This is a genomic window from Acinetobacter sp. XS-4 (assembly GCF_023920705.1).
GTDB lineage: Bacteria > Pseudomonadota > Gammaproteobacteria > Pseudomonadales > Moraxellaceae > Acinetobacter.
Genome location: NZ_CP094657.1, coordinates 860,101 through 879,167, shown reverse-complemented (window position 1 = coordinate 879,167; position 19,067 = coordinate 860,101). Strand labels below are relative to the sequence as shown.

The following is a 19,067-nucleotide window of genomic DNA, read 5'->3' as shown; positions in this document are numbered from 1 at the left end:
GAAACAACAATCAAAAAAGCAGAATAATCAATTTTAAATACCTACTAGGCAAGCTCCTCATTGATTACTCTACAATTTAATTAATTTAAGAACAAATCAATCCTCTGCCCAATTTTGACTACGCTGAACTGCCTTCAACCAGCCTTTATACATAATGTCAGTTTCTTCAAGGCTGGTACGTGGTTCAAAAACTTTCTCTATGGCTGACTTATTCCTTAATTCATTCAAATCTTGCCAGAAACCTGTTGCCAATCCAGCAAGGAAAGCAGCGCCTAGGGCTGTTGTTTCTTTCATGGTTGGTCTTTCAACTGGAGTGGCTAAAATATCAGCCTGAAATTGCATTAAGAAATTATTTTCTGTTACTCCACCATCGACTCGAAGTGTGCGAAGCTCTTCTTCTGCGTCTTGCTGCATGGCATCAAGTACGTCTCTTGTCTGGTAAGCAATTGACTCTAAAGTCGCACGAATAATATGTTCTATACTGGCTCCACGAGTAAGCCCAAAGATTGCCCCACGTGCTGTCGGATCCCAATATGGAGCGCCTAGACCTGTAAAGGCAGGTACAACATATACACCATTGCTGTCTTTTACACGTGTTGCATAAAGCTCAGAGTCTTTAGCATTCTTAATCACCTTTAATTCATCACGTAACCACTGTACGCAAGAGCCGCCATTAAATACCGCGCCCTCTAAAGCATAGTTCACTTCACCATTTGCGCCACACGCAATAGTAGTCAGTAAACCATGCTCTGAACGAACAATCTTTTTACCCGTGTTCATGAGTAGAAAGCAGCCTGTGCCATAGGTATTTTTTGCTTGTCCGGGCTCTACACACATTTGTCCGAAAAGTGCAGCCTGTTGATCCCCTGCTATACCGGCAATCGGAATCCCCACTTCTTGCCCACTAATGGTATGTGTGTATCCATAAACCTCAGATGAACTACGGACTTCAGGTAACATTGCTCTAGGAATATCTAAAGCTTGTAAAAGTTTTTCATCCCACTCAAGCTTTTCAATATCAAACAGCATCGTTCGCGAAGCATTGGTGAAATCTGTGACATGGACTGCACCATTGGTTAATTTCCAGATAAGCCAAGTATCGACCGTACCAAATAACAACTCCCCTTGCTCAGCACGTTCACGGCTTCCTTCCACATGGTCTAAAATCCATTTTATTTTGGTAGCAGAAAAATAAGGATCAATGACTAAACCAGTTGTTTTACGAATATATTCTTGCCAACCCGCCTTTTGTAATTGATTGCATATTTCTGTGGTTTGACGGCTTTGCCAAACAATTGCATTGTAAATAGGTTTTCCGGTTTTCTTATCCCATACAATTGTGGTTTCCCGCTGGTTTGTAATGCCAATTGCTGCAACTTGTTCACTCTTAATACCAGCTTGAGCTAGAGCTTCTACCCAAACAGCACTTTGTGTGGCCCAAATTTCCATAGGATCATGCTCAACCCAACCTGGCTGCGGATAAATCTGAGTAAATTCTTTTTGAGCAATACTTACAACGTTAGCATCATGATCTAAAACAATTGCTCTTGAGCTTGTTGTTCCCTGATCAAAAGCAACAATATATTTTTTCGGGCAATTTGACATCTGAATGTCCCTTTCATTATCCACACACATCTAGTCCACAATGCCAAGACATCATGCCTAACTGTATTTATTTAAAATTTTCTTTGGAATATATCATTATTTTTAAGAGATATAGGTTTTCTTGGCTTAAACATTACGCATTCGTTATCACTTTTTACTACTTGGAAAAAAATAGTATGTCAAAGATTGAAGCAAGACTATAAAAATGAGCTGATCGGCTAATTTGAAATCACATGAATATTCAACTTATTCCTTTGCTTAAATAGTAAACATTGTTTTACAGACATAAAAAAAATAAAGTGAAATACTCCTCAGGATAATATGTAAAAACGGAATAAAACTTCTTTTTTTTAGCATTCAACCCAAGCGAAACATGGAGCGACTCATGGTTGATCAACCTTCTACCGCAACAACTCCGCACTCTAATTTAGATACAAAAACCCGGCTAAAATCAATTTTGGGCGGTTCCGCGGGTAACCTTGTCGAATGGTACGACTGGTACGTATATGCCGCATTTACGCTCTATTTTGCTCATGCATTTTTTCCAAAAGGAAGTCAAACAGCTCAACTGCTTCAAGCGGCTGCAATTTTTGCTGTAGGTTTTTTAATGCGCCCAATCGGTGCATGGATTATGGGAATCTATTCAGACCGCAAAGGACGTAAAGCTGGCCTTACACTTTCCGTTACTTTGATGTGTGTAGGTTCACTTCTTATTGCTGTGACACCAAGTTATGAAAGTATTGGTGTATTTGCCCCTCTTTTATTAGTTGTCGCTCGTTTAATTCAAGGCTTGAGTGTAGGCGGTGAATATGGTGCCAGCGCCACTTATTTAAGTGAAATGGCTGAAAAAAATCGACGTGGTTTTTTCTCAAGCTTTCAATATGTAACTTTAATTGCAGGACAACTGACAGCCCTATGTGTTCTTTTAATATTACAAATGGTATTAACCGAACAACAGTTGCATGATTGGGGATGGCGCATTCCATTCTTTATTGGCGCTTTACTTGCCATTGTTGTGTTTCGTATTCGTCGTGGCTTATTAGAAACACAATCTTTTAAAAATGCTCAAGCTGAAAAAGACCAACCAGAATCAGGCATGTTTGCTTTATTCAAGCACTATCCTAAAGAAGCTTTTACAGTATTATTTTTAACAGCTGGCGGAACTTTAGCTTTCTATACCTATACCACTTACCTACAAAAATATTTAGTGAACACTTCCGGATTTACAAAACCCGAAGCCACTCAAATTACTACTTTAGCGCTATTTATTTTTATGTGCTTACAACCTGTAGCCGGTGCTTTATCAGACCGAATTGGACGTAAACCACTTATGATTGCCTTTGGTGTAACTGGGGTTTTATTTACTTACATTTTATTTAATGCGCTTGCAACCACACATAACTATTGGACTGCTTTCTGGTTGTGCTTGGCAGGTCTAGTGATGGTAACCGGTTATACATCAATTAATGCTGTGGTTAAAGCAGAGCTCTTTCCTGCGCATATTCGGGCTTTAGGGGTAGCTTTACCCTACGCGATTGCCAATACATTGTTTGGTGGTACAGCAGAGTTTTTTGCTTTAAGTTTTAAAGAAGCTGGACATGAATCTTGGTACTTTATTTATGTGAGTATTATGATCTTCATTTCACTTATTATTTATATTTTTATGAAAGATACTAAGCATCATTCAAAAATTAAAGAACATTAATATTTTACTAACAAGAGCTAATATCGCTAGCCGATGTTAGCTTAAATCGTGCGATTAAGCCCCAACAATCGCTGTGTTTTATGAGATACTAGAGATAAGAATATAAGGATGATACTGATGAATAGAAGTATTTTATGTTTGGCATTAAGCAGCATGTTTATTTTAACCGCTTGTCAGACTACCCCTCGACAATACAATGGTTCAACTGGCTATCAGATTGAAAACCAAACAAAAACTTCGGCAACTTTAGCTTACACATTGGCTAGCCGCACCAATCAGCAGTTAGATGAACGTAAATTGCAACGTGCCTGTCAAAATGTATTGGGTGCTCAAAAAGTTTATAAATTATCAGTTCTAAGCATTAATGAGATTTCAAACCCAGCTCAACAAGAACATTATGGTGTTCAATTGGGTGAAACTCGTGCCTCATTTGGCTTATCGAATACGCCAAGCTTAAATAATGGCGAAGACTATGCAACTCGCCAAGCGCTTGAAGCACGCCCTAGTACGCTAAAAGTAGTTCGTTATACTTGCTCATAATATAAATAAGACGCTGTTCTTTTACAGCGTCTTATAAAAACTTACATTTCTAAATTCTTTAGCTTCATCAAGATCTGGCCATGTTGATGCACTTCTCTCATCAATTTTTTGATATTTGGGATGGCTAAAGTTTTTAACACGGCTATCTGCGACCCAAACCTCTGGCGCAAATTTCAAGAATTCATCTAAAAAGAAACGATTGCACTGGTCATACAACACATCAGCAGCCAATAAAACATCAACTTGCTCTGCTTTATATAAATCGTCCAGATATTCCAGCTCAACATCATTCAACAAAGCATTTTCACGGCAGGCCGCAAGACTAACTTGATCAATATCACAACAAATTACTCTTTTAGCACCAGCCATTTTAGCTGCAATTGCGACTACGCCCGAACCTGCGCCAAAATCAAGAACAACTTTATCTTTAACATGATGTGGCTCTGCAAGTAACCACTGCGCCATTGCTAAACCAGATGCCCAGCAAAAAATCCAATATGGCGTGTCATTCCAGATTCTGCGAATAACTTCATCGTCTAAGCGATCAGTTGGGAAAACTGGTGGAATCAACCATAAAGAAATAAGCGTTTCTGGTAACTGTTGTACCATCAACTCACAATGAGGAATGACTTCATGCAAGGCTTGAAGTAAATGTTCAGGGGCTTTGGTAAGTTGAAAGGTGCAGCTCATAAATAAGCTCAACAATTTATAATTACTATTTGATACGCGCTAACGTCATCCGCAATTGTTCGAGGCAGCACTACATTAGACTAAAATGTTTCTGCGACCCATCTATAGCTATCCAGTAGCTGACGAGTTTTGCGAATGACAAATGGTTTTGGTTACTTTTCCCGAAAGAAAAGTAACATACGAACTCCTAACATTTGCGTTAAACGGTAGGACGCCGTTGTGAATAAATTAAATTAACCTAAAGCTTTTTCAGCAGCTTCTACAGTTTGACGAATCAAAGTTGTAATTGTCATTGGACCTACACCGCCCGGTACTGGCGTGTAAGCAGAAGCAATTTCTTCAATACCTTGTAGCTGGATGTCGCCTACACCACCGCCATCACGTGGATGGAAACCAGCATCAACAACTACTGCACCTTGTTTAATCCAGTCTTTTTGGATGAGTTCAGCTTTACCTACAGCACCAACAATAATATCGGCTTGTTTCACAAGCTCAGGTAAGTTTTGTGTGCGTGAATGGCAAATCGTAACTGTTGCATTCGCTTGCAATAGCATCATTGCCATTGGTTTACCTAAAATTGCTGAACGACCAACCACAACCGCATGTTTGCCAGCAATTTCGATATTGTTTTCTTTTAAAATGGTCATAATGCCCGCAGGAGTTGCTGAACCATATGCAGCTTCGCCCATAGCCATACGGCCAAAACCAAGACAAGTTACACCATCAACATCTTTAGCTAATGAGATTGCATCGAAACATGCACGCTCATCAATTTGTGCAGGAACTGGATGTTGTAAAAGAATACCGTGAACATCTGGATTAGCATTTAGCTTTTCGATTTCAGCTAATAATTGTTCTGTTGTCGTTTCTTGTGATAACTCAATTTTTAAAGAATCCATGCCTACTCGACGGCAAGCATTTCCTTTCATGCGTACATAAGTTGCAGATGCGCCATCATCCCCAACCAAAATAGTCGCTAAAATTGGGGTACGACCTGTTTTAGCTTTTAAAGCTTCAACACGTACTGACAAATTTTCTTCAATTTGCTTTGCTAATGCACGACCGTCTAAAACCAATGCCACAGCACATCTCCAAGGTAGACATGAATTTAATGTGCCAATAATACATGATTATTTAGGCAAATTTATTCTAGATGTTGCTTTTATGTTCATCTTCACTAAAAACAGTATTGTTTTTTTTCTAAAGGTTGCTAATATGTGCATCACCAAATGTAGGCGGGGTGGCAGAGTGGTCATGCAGCGGACTGCAACTCCGTGGACGCCGGTTCGATTCCGACCTCCGCCTCCAAATTTGGTAAAGCCCGGGTGGTGAAATAGGTAGACACAGGGGATTTAAAATCCCCCGCCCACAAAGCGTGCCGGTTCGAGTCCGGCCCCGGGCACCATTTTCTAGTACAGAAAATGGTGCAATAAAAAATCCAGCGTAAGCTGGTTTTTTTATACCTATAAAAAAGGATGCTTATTAGCACCCCTCTCCACTCGATCTATTTAAGCAGTTTTTTGCTTATCTTTTTCAGGTGTTAAATTCTTATCCAACACCAATTGAAAGCTTCGACTTGAATCTATTTCATATTCAGTATTTTTAATTGAATCTACAAAAATCCAATCCGATTGCACTTGGGTATCACCGAGTGTAACCACCAGATAACCCCGCTGATTTAAATTACAATACGTCAACTCATCGATAAGCGTAGTAAAGGCAAATTCAAACTGTTGCAACTGAGCCAAAGGAATACTTAAGTATTTTTCAAGACCCGGTGAAGAAACTGAACTTGTCGCCAATTCAACACCGACATATCCCCCTTTTTGGCTATGTAAGTAAGATGTCCATGCATTATGGGTATCACCAGCCAAAACAATAATTTTCTTATTAAACTCTGTCAATTTATCATACACAAACTCTCGCTCAGCATCGTAACCATCCCAAGCATCGAGGTTATATGGCACCAAGGTTGTGACTCGCGCTTTGTCTTGAATAGTTAAAGTTGGATCACCCTGCTCTAAACGCAGCTTTAAAGCGACTAATTCTTTAATTTGCACATTCATTTTAGCTAGCGTGTCAGCAGAAGCACCACCCGAAGTAATTTGCCCCAAAGCTAACAACAACTCAGCAGGAATCCACATCTTACTCATTAGGACTTGCTGACCAATTACATTCCATGTTGCTGTAGATTGCTTTAATTTATCAACCAACCAATCTCTTTGCGTGTGTCCCATTAAAGTACGCTTTGAATCCATTAAATCAGCCCGAAATTTTTGCGCATCTAAACCAGAAGCTGTCATATAGTCTTTATATTCAAGCTGCTTATCTCGCGCAATAATGCGGGTATCTAGCATTGTTAGATGCACAAGCGAGCCAAAATTAAACTGACGATAAATATTTAGATGATCTGTGCTAGAAATAGGGCGAATTGGCATCCATTCAAAATAAGCTTGTAGTGCTGCTAACTTACGATCAGAAAAAGATCCTTCATTATCTTGATGGTTTTCTGCCCCATCACGCCAAGTATCATTTGCTAACTCATGGTCATCCCAAATCACAATAAAAGAATGGCGCTGATGAGCTGCCTGTAAGTCTTTATCTTGACGATACAGCGCATAACGCTTGCGATAATCATCTAATTTAATAATCTCTTTGTTATTATCAGCATCTAAAGCACGCACTGTATCTTCTTTTGTAGGATAAACACCATCCCCATATTCATAAATGTAATCTCCCAAATGAATGACTACATCCACATTCTGTTTTGCTATTTCACGATAAACGTAAAAATAACCCGCAGGATAGTTAGAACAAGAACATACTGCAAAGCTGACCTTTTTGGTACTCACAGGTAAAGTTTTAGTTTGACCAACAGATGAAGTTTTATTACCAAAATGGAAACGATAATAATAAATGGTATCCGCCTGTAAACCTGTTGCATCTACTTTCACGGTGAAATCATCTGTCTTAGTCGTTTGAACCACGCCAGTCTTTAAATTCTGTTTAAACTGATCATCAGTAGCAATTTCCCAAGTCACCTTAAGGCGCGCACTAATATCTACTGGTGTTAAACGCGTCCATAAAATTACCTTATCCTGCAAAGGGTCACCACTCGCAACCCCATGTAAAAAATCTACTTGTGCTTCCGTACTTTCATCATCTGAGCCATCATTACAACCAGTAAAAGCTACTGGCAAAGACAGCGCCCCAAAACCGAATAGACTTTTTTGAATTAATTCTCGGCGTGAAATTTTCTCTGACATACAACTACCTAAGTTTCAAGCAATGAGTGTTTTAAACTTAAGTACACAAGATGAACAACTGATATCAATTTAATGAAGAAATTATGACTTAAATAGACCTTATCTTTAAATAGATGTACGAACTGATTGAAAATAAAGCAAACTATCTGATTTTCTCTTGCCAATCTGCTTCTTGTCATCTATTATTGCGCACATGCCCGGGTGGTGAAATAGGTAGACACAGGGGATTTAAAATCCCCCGCCCACAAAGCGTGCCGGTTCGAGTCCGGCCCCGGGCACCATTTTCAAATATTGAATTTGGTGTTACAAAGAATCCAGCGTAAGCTGGTTTTTTTATGCCTAATTAAAAATGAATTTTATGATAAGAATATTATTACTTCTGTGTAGCATCCTTTCTATATCCAAGGTTTACGCTACAGATCTTTTTTCTGGCACTATTTCTTTTAAAGATAGCAACTGGCACTTTTCGCGCTGCTCTATCACCAAAGATGATTATTTAATTAATGCACCTAAACACATAATAGATAAATTCAAGGCATTAGAACAAAAACGAGAAACTTATTGGATCAGTTTATTAGCAGATGCGGAATATAAAGAGAATGGTGTTTTAGTGTTAAAAATTAAAGGAATAGATGAAATTCATTTAAAGGCATCTTGTCATTTATTAGATGCATTTGAAAATATTGAGAATCGAGAGTAATCACCACTCTCGATTCATCACCAACTCTTCCATCTCAAGATCTAAATATCCCGCACCTTGCGCTACCATCATCATTGCCTCAGCAATATAATCAGCCGCACTATCATCTAGTGAAGAATCCAGATCTTCAAATTGTGGTTTCATTTCATTAATTTCAATAACAGTTTGATGAGCATATCGATAGATATCCTGATCAGCCAAAGCAGACTTTTGAACTTTTTTTGCAAATTGTTCAATTAACTGCTTGAGTTCAGCGACTAAAATATCTGGATAATACTCATCATCAAACATTGGGAGAAGTAAGTCTTCGAACATACAAAAGTTTACACAGCAGCAGAAACCTGCCGCTTATAACATATTTTCAAAAAAATAACGACAATTTTCCCTAACTCAATCATCTAAGCCATAAAATTAATCAATCATGGCCTGACTATAAAAGCCTATTTTTTAAGCTTGTCTCATCGCTTTCCAAACAAGAATTGCCTCATGCATAGCTTTTACATCATGTGCACGAACAATGGATGCTCCTTGCTGAATACTTAGCAAATGACCAGTAACACTTCCCACCGTACGCTGATCTGCAGCTACGCCCATTAAAGCTTCTCCAATAAAACGCTTACGAGAAAGACCCGATAAAATTGGATAACCCATTTCATGAAGCTTCCAAAACTCATTTAAAAGTTTCAAATTTTGCTGTGCATTTTTTGCAAAACCAAACCCCGGATCAATAATAATATTCTGTTTTTTTACACCGGCTGTTAAAGCCTCTTCCACGCGCTGCTGAAGCTCTTGTATTACATTCAACGTTACATCCGCATATTGATCTAGCTGATTCATTGTAGTGGGCTCACCACGCATATGCATGATCACTACAGGTATATCTAACTCTACTGCAGTTTTTAAAGCATTTGGTCGAGTAAGAGCACGTACATCATTCCAAATATGGGCACCCACTTCTTTCGCTGCACGGATAACATCTGGCTGACTCGTATCAATCGATAGAATCACACCATGTTTAGCTAAAGCTTCAACTACAGGTACAACTCTTCGAATTTCTTCTTCTACGCTTACTTCAGATGCGCCCGGCCGAGTGGACTCCCCTCCGATATCTATAATTGTGGCGCCTTGTTCGATCATATTAAATGCATACGCCACAGCTTGATCTAACTGATTATGCCTCCCACCATCACTAAAAGAGTCCGGCGTGACATTTAAAATACCCATAACGTGAGGCTGTGATAAATCCAACTGAAGCTGTCCACATTGTAGAATTTGCTGAGGTAAAGGCATTAGCTGCATGACAAGCTCCAATTTAATATTCGGCAATATTTTAACAAGTCTCTGCTCGATATACTGCTGATTTCTTTTCGGCTTTGTCTGAAATACATGCATAAAAAAAGAGCCACATGACTGTGGCTCTTTTGCTTAAATAATTTAGTTCATTGCTGGTAATGGTGGTGGTGTAGATGGACCATCTTTTGGTGGTTCAAATGCAGCCACTGGATTTTCAGCAACATAGACCTTAGGTGGTTGTGGTTCACGACCTTCCATAATGTCACGAATTTGATCACGATCAACGGTTTCCCATTCCATCAAAGCCTTTACCATTGCGTGTGCAATATCTTTATTACCTTCTAAGATATTACGCGCAACTTTATATTGCTCATCAAGAATACGGCGTACTTCTTCATCAACCATTTGTTGAGTTGCTTCAGAAATCGTACGACTACCTACATTTCCAAAGAAACCATTTTGGTTTTCGTCTTCGTAAACCATTACACCCATTTTGTCAGACATACCGTACTTAGTAACCATTGCACGCGCCATTTTAGTAGCTCGCTCAAAGTCATTTGAAGCACCAGTAGATTGCTGTTGAATAAATACTTCCTCAGCAATACGACCACCAAACAAAATCGCAATTTCATTTAGCATCTTGTCTTTATAATGGCTAATCTGGTCTTGCTCAGGTAACTGCCAAGTTACACCTAAAGCCCAACCACGTGGCATGATCGTTACTTTATGAACAGGATCTGTACCCGGCAAAATCTCTGCAACAATGGCATGACCAGCTTCATGATAAGCAGTTGCACGACGCTCTTCTTCACGTAGAACCATCGACTTACGTTCTGGCCCCATGTAGATTTTGTCTTTTGCATCTTCAAAGTCATGCATATCGACAGTATTCTTATTACGACGTGCGGCAAATAATGCAGCTTCGTTAACAAGGTTTGCCAACTGCGCGCCAGAGAAACCTGGTGTACCACGTGCTAACACTTTCATGTCCACACCTGTAACTGAAGGTAATTTTTTCAAATGTACATTCAGAATTTGTTCACGACCACGAATATCCGGTAAACCAACCATTACTTGACGGTCAAAACGACCTGGACGCAATAATGCTTTATCAAGCACATCAGAACGGTTAGTTGCAGCAATAACGATTACGCCTTCATTGCCTTCAAAACCATCCATTTCCACAAGCATCTGGTTTAAGGTTTGTTCACGCTCATCATGACCACCACCTGTACCTGAACCACGGTGACGACCAACTGCATCAATCTCATCAATAAAGATGATACATGGCGCATGACGCTTCGCTTGCTCAAACATATCACGGACACGGGACGCACCCACACCCACGAACATTTCTACAAAGTCAGAACCTGAAATGCTGAAGAAAGGAACCTTCGCTTCACCAGCAATTGCTTTAGCTAATAACGTTTTACCAGTACCCGGTGGACCAACCATAAGTACGCCACGAGGAATAGTAGCGCCCAAACGTTTGAATTTTGCAGGGTCTTTTAAGAAATCTACAATTTCAACAACTTCTTGTTTTGCTTCATCACAGCCGGCGACGTCAGAAAAATTGACTTTGATTTGGTCTTCAGAAAGCATTTTTGCCTTCGATTTACCAAAACTCATCGGTCCATTCTTTCCGCCTGCACCACCACCCATGTTACGCATAAAGAACATGAATAACAAAATGATTAACAGTACAGGGAAACTAGCAATGAGAAGTTGCATCAAAATGCCTTGACGTTGTGGAGCAGTTCCCTCAACAACAACATTTTGTTTATTTAAGCTTGGCATAAGCTCAGTGTCTTCAACTTGCGGACGAACAGTTTCAAACTGTGATCCGTTAGTTTTTTCACCATTAATATTTAAACCGTCAATTGTGACTTGCTTAATTTGGCCACTATTCACCGCTGCAACGAAATCTGAATATTTCATCGCAGTAGGCTTGTTGCGGTCACTGATATTACTGAAAATTAAAATCAGAACACCAAGTATTATTAGCCACAATACGGCATTCTTGAAGTAATCGCTCAAAGCTTTATTCCCATATCGATCTAATTTGATCATGCCCAAACTTGGCCGATCGTCATAAAAGCAGCAACTGTATTGCTTGCGGATAACCTAAAAGTACAAAATGCACAATTTTTAGGAGCTTGGCAAGTAAACTTTATCGCAATGCTTTCTTACGCCCTTGTCCAACCAAAAAAACTTCTTTAGATCGTGCCCGAGAAGCTGCTGGTTTTGCTGTTTTTAACACATCAAAACTATCAACTACTTGTTTACGAAACTCATCGAATCCTGTGCCTTGGAACACTTTAACCACAAGCTGTCCATTCGGACCAAGAACCTTTTGAGCAAAATCTAAAGCCAGTTCACATAAGTAAATCTGTCTAGGTTGATCAACAGCCCTATTACCAGATGTATTGGGGGCCATATCAGAAATTACAATGTCTACTTGTCGCCCATTTAAAATATTTAACAAATTTTCAAATACATCTTCTTCTCTAAAGTCTCCTTGTAAGAAAGTGACATCAGGCAAAGCATCCATAGGTAAAATATCGGAAGCAATTACTAAACCTTTGCTACCAACAAGTTTCCCGGCGATTTGAGACCAACTACCAGGAGCCGCGCCTAAATCTACTACAGTCATGCCTGGCTTAATCAACTTATATTTTTCTTGAATTTCAAGAAGTTTATAGGCTGCTCGAGCGCGATATCCTTCCTTTTGTGCTTTTTTTACAAAAGGATCGTCCAGATGTTCCCTCATCCATACACGACTACTTTTCGACAATTTCTGGTTTGTAATGCGTGTTGCCATAACTCACTAAATATCAAAAAAACTTCTGATCGTTCATTGTACGTGAAAATTACTCTCATTACAGTACGGATGTAGCGTAATCTCACTAAGTTTTACAGTTTTTTTCCAATAATGTTGATCGATTATTTATACAGTTTTTCGTACATCTGGATTTAAGTTTTTTGCTATACTAAGCCGTTTTTAAAATCAGGTATTTTTAATGGCCGCTTTATCTATCCATGAACGTAAACGTTTACGTCAAATTGGTCATGTGCTTAATCCGGTTGTCATGATTGGTGGACAAGGCTTAACAGACGCGGTAATCGAAGAAACACTTCGTGCTTTAAATGACCATGAGCTTATTAAAGTTAAGATTGCTGGTGAAGACCGTGAAGCGCGTACTGCAACAATTGATGCAATTGTAGAAGCAACAGGTGCTCAAGCTGTGCAAAAAATTGGTAAAATTGTTTTGCTTTACAAAAAGGCAGCTAAACAAAACCAACATTTGTCTAACCTTGTTCGTCACGCTCATCTAGCAAACTAATTTAATTTGACAAACTATGGCAAGTTACGAACTTTCAGCTTTTGATCGTTTTCATGCTGTTTCTGTTGTTGGCGCAATTGAACAGCAAGCACCCTCTACCTTAAATATCGGTTTTTGGATTCGTGATCCAAATCAACTTATTATCTGGCCTCAAGAAGTCGCGGCTCACCCACGTCAAGATTTTTTGTGGGAAGAAACTTGTTTCGAGATTTTTGTTGGCGTGCATGATGAAGATTATTATCGGGAAATTAATCTTTCCCCTTCTCAAGCATGGCAGGCATATCAGTTTGAAGAATATCGCTATCCAGAAAGTATACCTCCCCTTGCTGCTTACGATATTGAACTGAATCATCTCAAGCGTACTCACTATGGCTTAAATGTTAGTCTCGATTTAGGGCAATTTATGCAACAGCATCGCTTGAAATGGGCAAACCTTTATTTAGGTTTAACTACAGTTTTAAAGACTAAAGATGGAATGCAGTACTATGCAATGCAGCATAGTGGGAAAAGTGCAGATTTCCATAATAAACGTGACTGGTTACATCAGTTTTAAAAATAAAAAAGCGAGAAATTAATTCTCGCTTTTTTATAGCTGGACCAAAGCAAAGATCATTAATTGTCTCGTGCTTTATTCCAAGCTTCGACTGCATTATTTTTAGTACGTTTAATACTTTCACTTAAAGAATCTTTGTGCTTCAAAGAAATCTGGCTAATATCACCCTTGAGCTCTTTGCTCACTTTTGTTAAATCTTCAATAAGTGCATTAATTTCTGCTTTTAAAGCATTTTTAAGGTCAGACAATCCTTCTTGTGAAGTACTAAACTGAGCTTTAATTACATCAAGACGTTGTAAAATATCTTGTTTAATTTGAACAATTTGATTTTGAATATTCTTATTTAATTCGTGAGTTTCAGCTTCAATTTTCTCTTGAGTCTCACTTAAAACTTCTTTGACTTGCTCTTGAGTTTCAGTAATTGCCTCTTTTACCTGTGCTTTTGCTTCAGTAGCAACTTCTTTAACTTGCTCAGTTTTTTCAGCAACAGTTTCTTTTACCTGTGCAGTTTTAGCGGTTACTGTTCTTTTAGCTTTAGTTGTAGTCGCAGCTATCGTTTCTTTCACTTCATTAACCTCAGCTTTTACCGACTCAACTACTGCTTGAGTTTTTTCACTCACATCTTTTGAAACTTCATTATTACTCATACTATTTCCTCATATTGTTTATTTTTTAACTAGCAATACAATAAATCCAGTTCAAAAAATTCCCCTTGCAAATTGTTAGACAATTTATCAAAAGTATCTGATTCAGATGAGTGGATAATTTTTTTGTAAAAAGCAAGCAATGAATTATATTTTTTAGCAGAAAAGAAATAGACTTTAGAGGGTTCCATGCGTATAATGCGCTGTTAAGTTACAAGCGGGCAGACCGATAGGGAGGGGCATGTTTTATCACAACATCGCCGATCTTTTTTGGGTCTACTCGCTTTTTTACAGCCGAAATTCAGGAGCTTTGGTTTGAGCACCCCCGCCATTTTAGCCCTCGCAGATGGAACGATCTTTAAAGGAACGTCAATCGGCGCATCGGGAAGTACGACTGGAGAAGTCGTTTTTAACACAGCCATGACAGGCTATCAAGAAATTTTGACTGACCCAAGTTATGCACAACAAATTGTGACATTAACTTACCCTCATATTGGTAACACTGGTTGCAACGCGGAAGACGTTGAATCTGGTCGTATCCATAAAGTATGGGCAAATGGTTTAATTATTCGTGACCTTCCGCTACTACACAGTAATTTCCGTGCTGAGCAGTCGTTGAGTGAATATTTGCAAGCGCATAATGTTGTTGCTATTGCAGATATCGATACGCGTAAACTGACTCGTATTTTACGTCAGACTGGCGCTCAAAACGGATGTATCCTTGCTGGCGAAAATATTACGGAAGAAGAAGCTATTGCAAAAGCACGTGCTTTTGGTGGCTTAAACGGTTTAGACCTTGCAAAAGAATGTTGTGATCCAACAGGTTTTGAATGGTCTGAAGGTTCATGGACCCTAGGCCAAGGCTTCTCTCAACCTGAATTAAAATACCATGTAGTTGCATACGATTACGGTGTCAAAACCAACATCTTGCGTATGCTTGCAGACCGCGGTTGTAAACTAACTGTTGTTCCTGCAGAAACTCCGGCTGAAAAAGTATTGGCACTTAATCCAGATGGTGTATTCCTTTCAAATGGTCCTGGCGATCCAGCTGCTTGTGATTATGCGATTGAAGCTGTAAAAACTATTGTTGAAACCACAACATTACCTGTATTTGGTATCTGCTTGGGTCACCAAATTCTGGCACTCGCTTCTGGTGCAAAAACTGTAAAAATGAACCATGGTCACCACGGTGCTAACCACCCTGTACAAAATCTTGAAGATGGTACAGTGATGATTACCTCACAGAACCATGGTTTTGCTGTAGATGCAGAAACTTTACCGGCTAACTTAAAAGCAACGCATAAATCATTGTTCGATGGCACCTTACAAGGTATCCACCGTACAGACAAACCAGCTTTCAGCTTCCAAGGTCACCCTGAAGCAAGCCCTGGTCCACATGATTGTGCACCTTTGTTCGATCATTTCATCGAACTTATCGAAGCATCTAAACAGTAATTACGGAGCGAATAATGCCTAAACGTACGGATATTAAAAGCATCTTAATTATTGGTGCTGGCCCGATTGTGATTGGACAGGCATGTGAGTTTGACTACTCAGGTGCTCAAGCGTGTAAAGCACTTCGTGAAGAAGGCTATCGTGTTATTTTGGTTAACTCTAATCCAGCAACCATCATGACAGATCCTTCAATGGCTGATGCAACTTATATTGAGCCGATTACTTGGCAAACAGTTGCACAGATTATTGAAAAAGAACGTCCAGATGCAGTATTGCCAACTATGGGTGGTCAAACTGCATTGAACTGTGCCCTTGCACTTGATGAGCACGGTGTTCTTGCTAAATATAATGTTGAACTCATTGGTGCAAGCAAAGAAGCGATTGAGAAAGCTGAAGATCGTAAACTCTTCGATATCGCTATGCGTAAAATTGGATTGGAATGTCCAAAAGCTGCCATTGCTGAAACAATGGAAGAAGCTTTAACAATCCAGTCACGCTTTGGTTTCCCTGTAATTATCCGTCCATCATTTACAATGGGTGGTTCAGGCGGTGGTATTGCATACAACCGCGAAGAATTTCTTGAAATCTGTGAACGTGGTTTTGACCTCTCTCCTACTCACCAGTTATTGATTGATGAATCTTTAATTGGTTGGAAAGAATACGAAATGGAAGTTGTTCGTGACAAAAACGACAACTGTATTATCGTATGTGCGATCGAAAACTTCGATCCAATGGGCGTTCACACTGGCGACTCAATTACTGTTGCTCCTGCTCAAACATTAACAGACAAAGAATATCAATTGATGCGTAATGCTTCGGTTGCAGTTCTTCGCGAAATTGGTGTTGAAACAGGTGGTTCTAACGTTCAGTTCGGTATTAACCCGAAAGATGGACGTATGGTTGTCATTGAGATGAACCCTCGTGTATCTCGTTCATCTGCTCTTGCTTCTAAAGCAACAGGTTTCCCAATCGCAAAAATCGCAGCAAAACTTGCTGTTGGTTACACTCTTGATGAATTGAAAAATGACATCACTGGTGGCGTGACTCCTGCAAGCTTCGAACCATCGATTGACTATGTTGTAACGAAGATTCCTCGTTTTAACTTCGAGAAATTCCCACAAGCAGAACCTGTATTAACCACTCAGATGAAATCTGTTGGAGAAGTCATGGCAATTGGCCGTAACTTCCAGGAATCTGTACAAAAAGCATTACGTGGTCTTGAAGTTGGTGTAAGCGGTTTTGATGAAAAAATCGAAGCTGGTGCAACAAATGCAAAAGAAACTATTTTAAAAGAACTTAAAGTTCCAGGCCCTGAGCGTATCTGGTATGTAGCAGATGCTTTCCGTCATGGCTTCTCTTTAGATGACGTTTTTGAAGCAACTAAAATTGACCGTTGGTTCCTTATTCAAATTCAAGACATCGTTAAAACTGAGGCTGAAGTAAAAGCTTTAGGTTTTGGTGACTTAAACGCTGACAATATCCGTGCTTTCAAACGCAAAGGTTTATCTGACCTGCGTATTGCTGACCTCATGGGTATTTCACAAAAGCAATTCCGTAAACAACGTTGGAACTTGGGTGTTTATCCAGTTTACAAACGTGTTGATACATGTGCTGCCGAGTTTGAATCTGGTACTGCATACATGTATTCAACTTACGATGAAGAGTGTGAAGCAAACCCATCAAATCGTGACAAGATCATGGTTATTGGTGGTGGTCCAAACCGTATTGGTCAAGGTATTGAATTTGACTACTGCTGTGTACACGCTGCATTAGCAATGCGTGAAGACGGTTATGAAACAATCATGGTTAACTGTAACCCTGAAACTGTTTCTACTGACTACGACACATCAGATCGTTTGTACTTCGAACCTGTAACACTTGAAGATGTACTTGAAATTGTACGTACCGAAAAGCCAAAAGGCGTGATCGTACAGTACGGTGGTCAAACACCTCTTAAATTGGCACGTGCTTTAGAAGAAGCAGGTACACCAATTATTGGTACATCACCAGATGCAATTGACCGTGCAGAAGACCGTGAACGTTTCCAACAAATGATCCAACGTTTACAGCTTCGTCAACCAAACAACAGCATTGTAAAATCTGCTGAAGAAGGTATCTCTGAAGCTGCGAAAGTAGGTTATCCGTTAGTTGTTCGTCCATCTTATGTATTAGGTGGTCGTGCAATGGAAATCGTATACAACGAAGAAGAACTTAAACGTTACCTTCGTGAAGCAGTTCAGGCATCTAACGAAGCCCCTGTTCTTCTTGACCGTTTCTTAGATGATGCAACTGAAGTTGATGTTGACTGTGTATCTGACGGTAAAGATGTTGTGATCGGCGGTATCATGCAGCACATTGAACAAGCAGGTATTCACTCTGGTGACTCTGCATGTTCTATTCCTCCTTATTCTTTATCTAAAGAAATTCAGGATGAAATGCGTCGTCAAACTGTTGCGATGGCAAAAGAACTTGGTGTAGTTGGTTTGATGAACGTACAGTTCGCAGTTAAAGGCGAAGATGTTTACGTTCTTGAAGTTAACCCACGTGCCTCACGTACAGTTCCATTCGTATCGAAATGTATTGGTGATTCTTTAGCAAAAGTAGCTGCACGTTGTATGGCTGGTCAATCACTTGAATCTCAAGGATTTACTAAAGAAATCATTCCAACACACTTTGCTGTGAAAGAAGCTGTTTTCCCATTCGCTAAATTCCAAGGCGTAGACCCAATGCTTGGACCTGAGATGAAATCTACAGGTGAAGTAATGGGCGTTGGTAAAACATTTGGTGAAGCATTCTATAAAGCTGTTTTAGGCTCAAATGATCGCTTACCAGGTTTACCAACTGAAGGCGAAGTAAAACATGCTTTCTTATCAGTACGTGAATCTGACAAGAAATATATTGCAGATATCGCTAAGAAATTAGCTGCATATGGCTTCAAGCTTATTGCAACAGGTGGTACATACCAAGTGCTTAAAGAAGCAGGTTTAGAATGTGAATCTGTGAATAAAGTAACTGAAGGTCGTCCACATATTGTTGACCGCTTGAAAAATGGTGAAATACACCTTATTGTCAATACCACTGAAGGTAAACAGGCTCAATATGACTCTGCAATGATCCGTCGTGCTGCCCTACAAGGCAAAGTGTATTACACAACGACTATCAATGGTGCAGAAGCTGTTTGCCAAGCTTTTGATGTGAAATTGCCAATGGATGTATACCGCTTGCAAGATTTAACTGTAGGTTAATTTGTTACCGATAAGTCCCGTCACCTT

General features: G+C 39.5%; 17 protein-coding genes and 3 tRNA genes. 10 read left to right on the top strand and 10 right to left on the bottom strand.

Annotated features, from left to right (window positions below; translation table 11 throughout):
- Positions 1-96 precede the first annotated feature (96 nt).
- Positions 97-1,605 (bottom strand): glycerol kinase GlpK, encoded by a 1,509-nt coding sequence (gene glpK / locus MMY79_RS04160; protein ID WP_252612215.1) that lies wholly within the window; start codon positions 1,603-1,605, stop codon positions 97-99.
- A gap of 373 nt (positions 1,606-1,978) precedes the next feature.
- Between glpK and MMY79_RS04155 the strand changes: the two genes are divergently transcribed.
- The gene (locus tag MMY79_RS04155; RefSeq protein ID WP_252612214.1) at positions 1,979-3,310 is read left to right on the top strand and encodes an MFS transporter; all 1,332 of its coding nucleotides are present in this window, start codon (positions 1,979-1,981) and stop codon (positions 3,308-3,310) included.
- A gap of 117 nt (positions 3,311-3,427) precedes the next feature.
- Entirely contained in the window at positions 3,428-3,850 is a 423-nt protein-coding gene (locus MMY79_RS04150) for a hypothetical protein (RefSeq protein WP_003650088.1), read from the top strand.
- 21 nt (positions 3,851-3,871) lie between these two features.
- Here the strand turns inward: MMY79_RS04150 and MMY79_RS04145 are convergent, their stop codons facing one another.
- Complete coding sequence (locus MMY79_RS04145; protein WP_252612213.1) at positions 3,872-4,540, bottom strand: 50S ribosomal protein L11 methyltransferase; 669 nt, start codon at positions 4,538-4,540, stop codon at positions 3,872-3,874.
- A gap of 233 nt (positions 4,541-4,773) precedes the next feature.
- A complete protein-coding gene (folD, locus tag MMY79_RS04140; protein ID WP_003650084.1) occupies positions 4,774-5,622 on the bottom strand; it encodes a bifunctional methylenetetrahydrofolate dehydrogenase/methenyltetrahydrofolate cyclohydrolase FolD in 849 nt (282 codons plus the stop codon).
- Positions 5,623-5,774: 152 nt separating this feature from the next.
- Between folD and MMY79_RS04135 the strand changes: the two genes are divergently transcribed.
- Together MMY79_RS04135 and MMY79_RS04130 are read left to right on the top strand one after the other, a co-directional pair.
- A tRNA-Cys gene (locus tag MMY79_RS04135) sits at positions 5,775-5,848 on the top strand.
- Between the two features lie 11 nt (positions 5,849-5,859).
- Positions 5,860-5,945: transfer RNA gene (locus MMY79_RS04130), tRNA-Leu, on the top strand.
- A gap of 103 nt (positions 5,946-6,048) precedes the next feature.
- Here the strand turns inward: MMY79_RS04130 and MMY79_RS04125 are convergent.
- Positions 6,049-7,806, bottom strand: a complete 1,758-nt coding sequence (locus tag MMY79_RS04125; RefSeq protein ID WP_252612211.1) for an alkaline phosphatase D family protein — start codon at positions 7,804-7,806, stop codon at positions 6,049-6,051.
- A 195-nt stretch (positions 7,807-8,001) separates the two neighbouring features.
- Here MMY79_RS04125 and MMY79_RS04120 point away from each other — a divergent pair.
- Together MMY79_RS04120 and MMY79_RS04115 are read left to right on the top strand one after the other, a co-directional pair.
- Positions 8,002-8,087, top strand: a tRNA-Leu gene (locus MMY79_RS04120).
- A 77-nt stretch (positions 8,088-8,164) separates the two neighbouring features.
- Positions 8,165-8,506 (top strand): hypothetical protein, encoded by a 342-nt coding sequence (locus MMY79_RS04115; protein ID WP_252612209.1) that lies wholly within the window; start codon positions 8,165-8,167, stop codon positions 8,504-8,506.
- Here the strand turns inward: MMY79_RS04115 and MMY79_RS04110 are convergent, their stop codons facing one another.
- The 4 genes from MMY79_RS04110 to rlmE all read right to left on the bottom strand — a co-directional run bounded on the left by MMY79_RS04110 (position 8,507) and on the right by rlmE (position 12,620).
- Positions 8,507-8,821 (bottom strand): DUF5713 family protein, encoded by a 315-nt coding sequence (locus MMY79_RS04110; protein ID WP_005038721.1) that lies wholly within the window; start codon positions 8,819-8,821, stop codon positions 8,507-8,509. It abuts the gene before it with no gap.
- Positions 8,822-8,953: 132 nt separating this feature from the next.
- Positions 8,954-9,805, bottom strand: coding sequence for a dihydropteroate synthase (gene folP / locus MMY79_RS04105; RefSeq protein ID WP_252612207.1), 852 nt, complete (start codon positions 9,803-9,805; stop codon positions 8,954-8,956).
- 135 nt (positions 9,806-9,940) lie between these two features.
- Positions 9,941-11,836 (bottom strand): ATP-dependent zinc metalloprotease FtsH, encoded by a 1,896-nt coding sequence (ftsH, locus tag MMY79_RS04100; protein WP_252613431.1) that lies wholly within the window; start codon positions 11,834-11,836, stop codon positions 9,941-9,943.
- Between the two features lie 133 nt (positions 11,837-11,969).
- Entirely contained in the window at positions 11,970-12,620 is a 651-nt protein-coding gene (rlmE, locus tag MMY79_RS04095; RefSeq protein WP_252612205.1) for a 23S rRNA (uridine(2552)-2'-O)-methyltransferase RlmE, read from the bottom strand.
- Positions 12,621-12,819: 199 nt separating this feature from the next.
- On the opposite strand from rlmE, the gene yhbY reads away from it, so the two are divergent.
- Together yhbY and MMY79_RS04085 are read left to right on the top strand one after the other, a co-directional pair.
- Positions 12,820-13,143 carry a ribosome assembly RNA-binding protein YhbY gene (yhbY, locus tag MMY79_RS04090; RefSeq protein ID WP_003650075.1) on the top strand — a complete coding sequence of 108 codons (324 nt, stop codon included), beginning with the start codon at positions 12,820-12,822 and terminating at the stop codon, positions 13,141-13,143.
- Between the two features lie 16 nt (positions 13,144-13,159).
- Positions 13,160-13,696, top strand: a complete 537-nt coding sequence (locus tag MMY79_RS04085; RefSeq protein ID WP_252612203.1) for a DOMON-like domain-containing protein — start codon at positions 13,160-13,162, stop codon at positions 13,694-13,696.
- Positions 13,697-13,755: 59 nt separating this feature from the next.
- Here the strand turns inward: MMY79_RS04085 and MMY79_RS04080 are convergent, their stop codons facing one another.
- Both MMY79_RS04080 and MMY79_RS04075 read right to left on the bottom strand, forming a co-directional pair.
- Positions 13,756-14,343, bottom strand: a complete 588-nt coding sequence (locus MMY79_RS04080; protein WP_252612201.1) for a hypothetical protein — start codon at positions 14,341-14,343, stop codon at positions 13,756-13,758.
- Positions 14,344-14,372: 29 nt separating this feature from the next.
- Positions 14,373-14,531 (bottom strand): hypothetical protein, encoded by a 159-nt coding sequence (locus tag MMY79_RS04075; RefSeq protein WP_252612198.1) that lies wholly within the window; start codon positions 14,529-14,531, stop codon positions 14,373-14,375.
- Between the two features lie 124 nt (positions 14,532-14,655).
- On the opposite strand from MMY79_RS04075, the gene carA reads away from it, so the two are divergent.
- Positions 14,656-15,795, top strand: coding sequence for a glutamine-hydrolyzing carbamoyl-phosphate synthase small subunit (gene carA, locus MMY79_RS04070; protein ID WP_252612196.1), 1,140 nt, complete (start codon positions 14,656-14,658; stop codon positions 15,793-15,795).
- A 14-nt stretch (positions 15,796-15,809) separates the two neighbouring features.
- Positions 15,810-19,040 carry a carbamoyl-phosphate synthase large subunit gene (gene carB, locus MMY79_RS04065; RefSeq protein ID WP_252612194.1) on the top strand — a complete coding sequence of 1,077 codons (3,231 nt, stop codon included), beginning with the start codon at positions 15,810-15,812 and terminating at the stop codon, positions 19,038-19,040.
- The last annotated feature ends 27 nt before the right edge of the window (positions 19,041-19,067 follow it).

What these genes read in the sequence shown, in the direction of transcription:
- glpK (WP_252612215.1), bottom strand. Translation starts at nt 1,605, where the DNA reads ATGTCAAATTGCCCGAAAAAATATATTGTTGCTTTTGATCAGGGAACA.
- MMY79_RS04155 (WP_252612214.1), top strand. Translation starts at nt 1,979, where the DNA reads ATGGAGCGACTCATGGTTGATCAACCTTCTACCGCAACAACTCCGCAC.
- MMY79_RS04150 (WP_003650088.1), top strand. Translation starts at nt 3,428, where the DNA reads ATGAATAGAAGTATTTTATGTTTGGCATTAAGCAGCATGTTTATTTTA.
- MMY79_RS04145 (WP_252612213.1), bottom strand. Translation starts at nt 4,540, where the DNA reads ATGAGCTGCACCTTTCAACTTACCAAAGCCCCTGAACATTTACTTCAA.
- MMY79_RS04125 (WP_252612211.1), bottom strand. Translation starts at nt 7,806, where the DNA reads ATGTCAGAGAAAATTTCACGCCGAGAATTAATTCAAAAAAGTCTATTC.
- MMY79_RS04115 (WP_252612209.1), top strand. Translation starts at nt 8,165, where the DNA reads ATGATAAGAATATTATTACTTCTGTGTAGCATCCTTTCTATATCCAAG.
- MMY79_RS04110 (WP_005038721.1), bottom strand. Translation starts at nt 8,821, where the DNA reads ATGTTCGAAGACTTACTTCTCCCAATGTTTGATGATGAGTATTATCCA.
- folP (WP_252612207.1), bottom strand. Translation starts at nt 9,805, where the DNA reads ATGCAGCTAATGCCTTTACCTCAGCAAATTCTACAATGTGGACAGCTT.
- rlmE (WP_252612205.1), bottom strand. Translation starts at nt 12,620, where the DNA reads ATGGCAACACGCATTACAAACCAGAAATTGTCGAAAAGTAGTCGTGTA.
- yhbY (WP_003650075.1), top strand. Translation starts at nt 12,820, where the DNA reads ATGGCCGCTTTATCTATCCATGAACGTAAACGTTTACGTCAAATTGGT.
- MMY79_RS04085 (WP_252612203.1), top strand. Translation starts at nt 13,160, where the DNA reads ATGGCAAGTTACGAACTTTCAGCTTTTGATCGTTTTCATGCTGTTTCT.
- MMY79_RS04080 (WP_252612201.1), bottom strand. Translation starts at nt 14,343, where the DNA reads ATGAGTAATAATGAAGTTTCAAAAGATGTGAGTGAAAAAACTCAAGCA.
- MMY79_RS04075 (WP_252612198.1), bottom strand. Translation starts at nt 14,531, where the DNA reads ATGGAACCCTCTAAAGTCTATTTCTTTTCTGCTAAAAAATATAATTCA.
- carB (WP_252612194.1), top strand. Translation starts at nt 15,810, where the DNA reads ATGCCTAAACGTACGGATATTAAAAGCATCTTAATTATTGGTGCTGGC.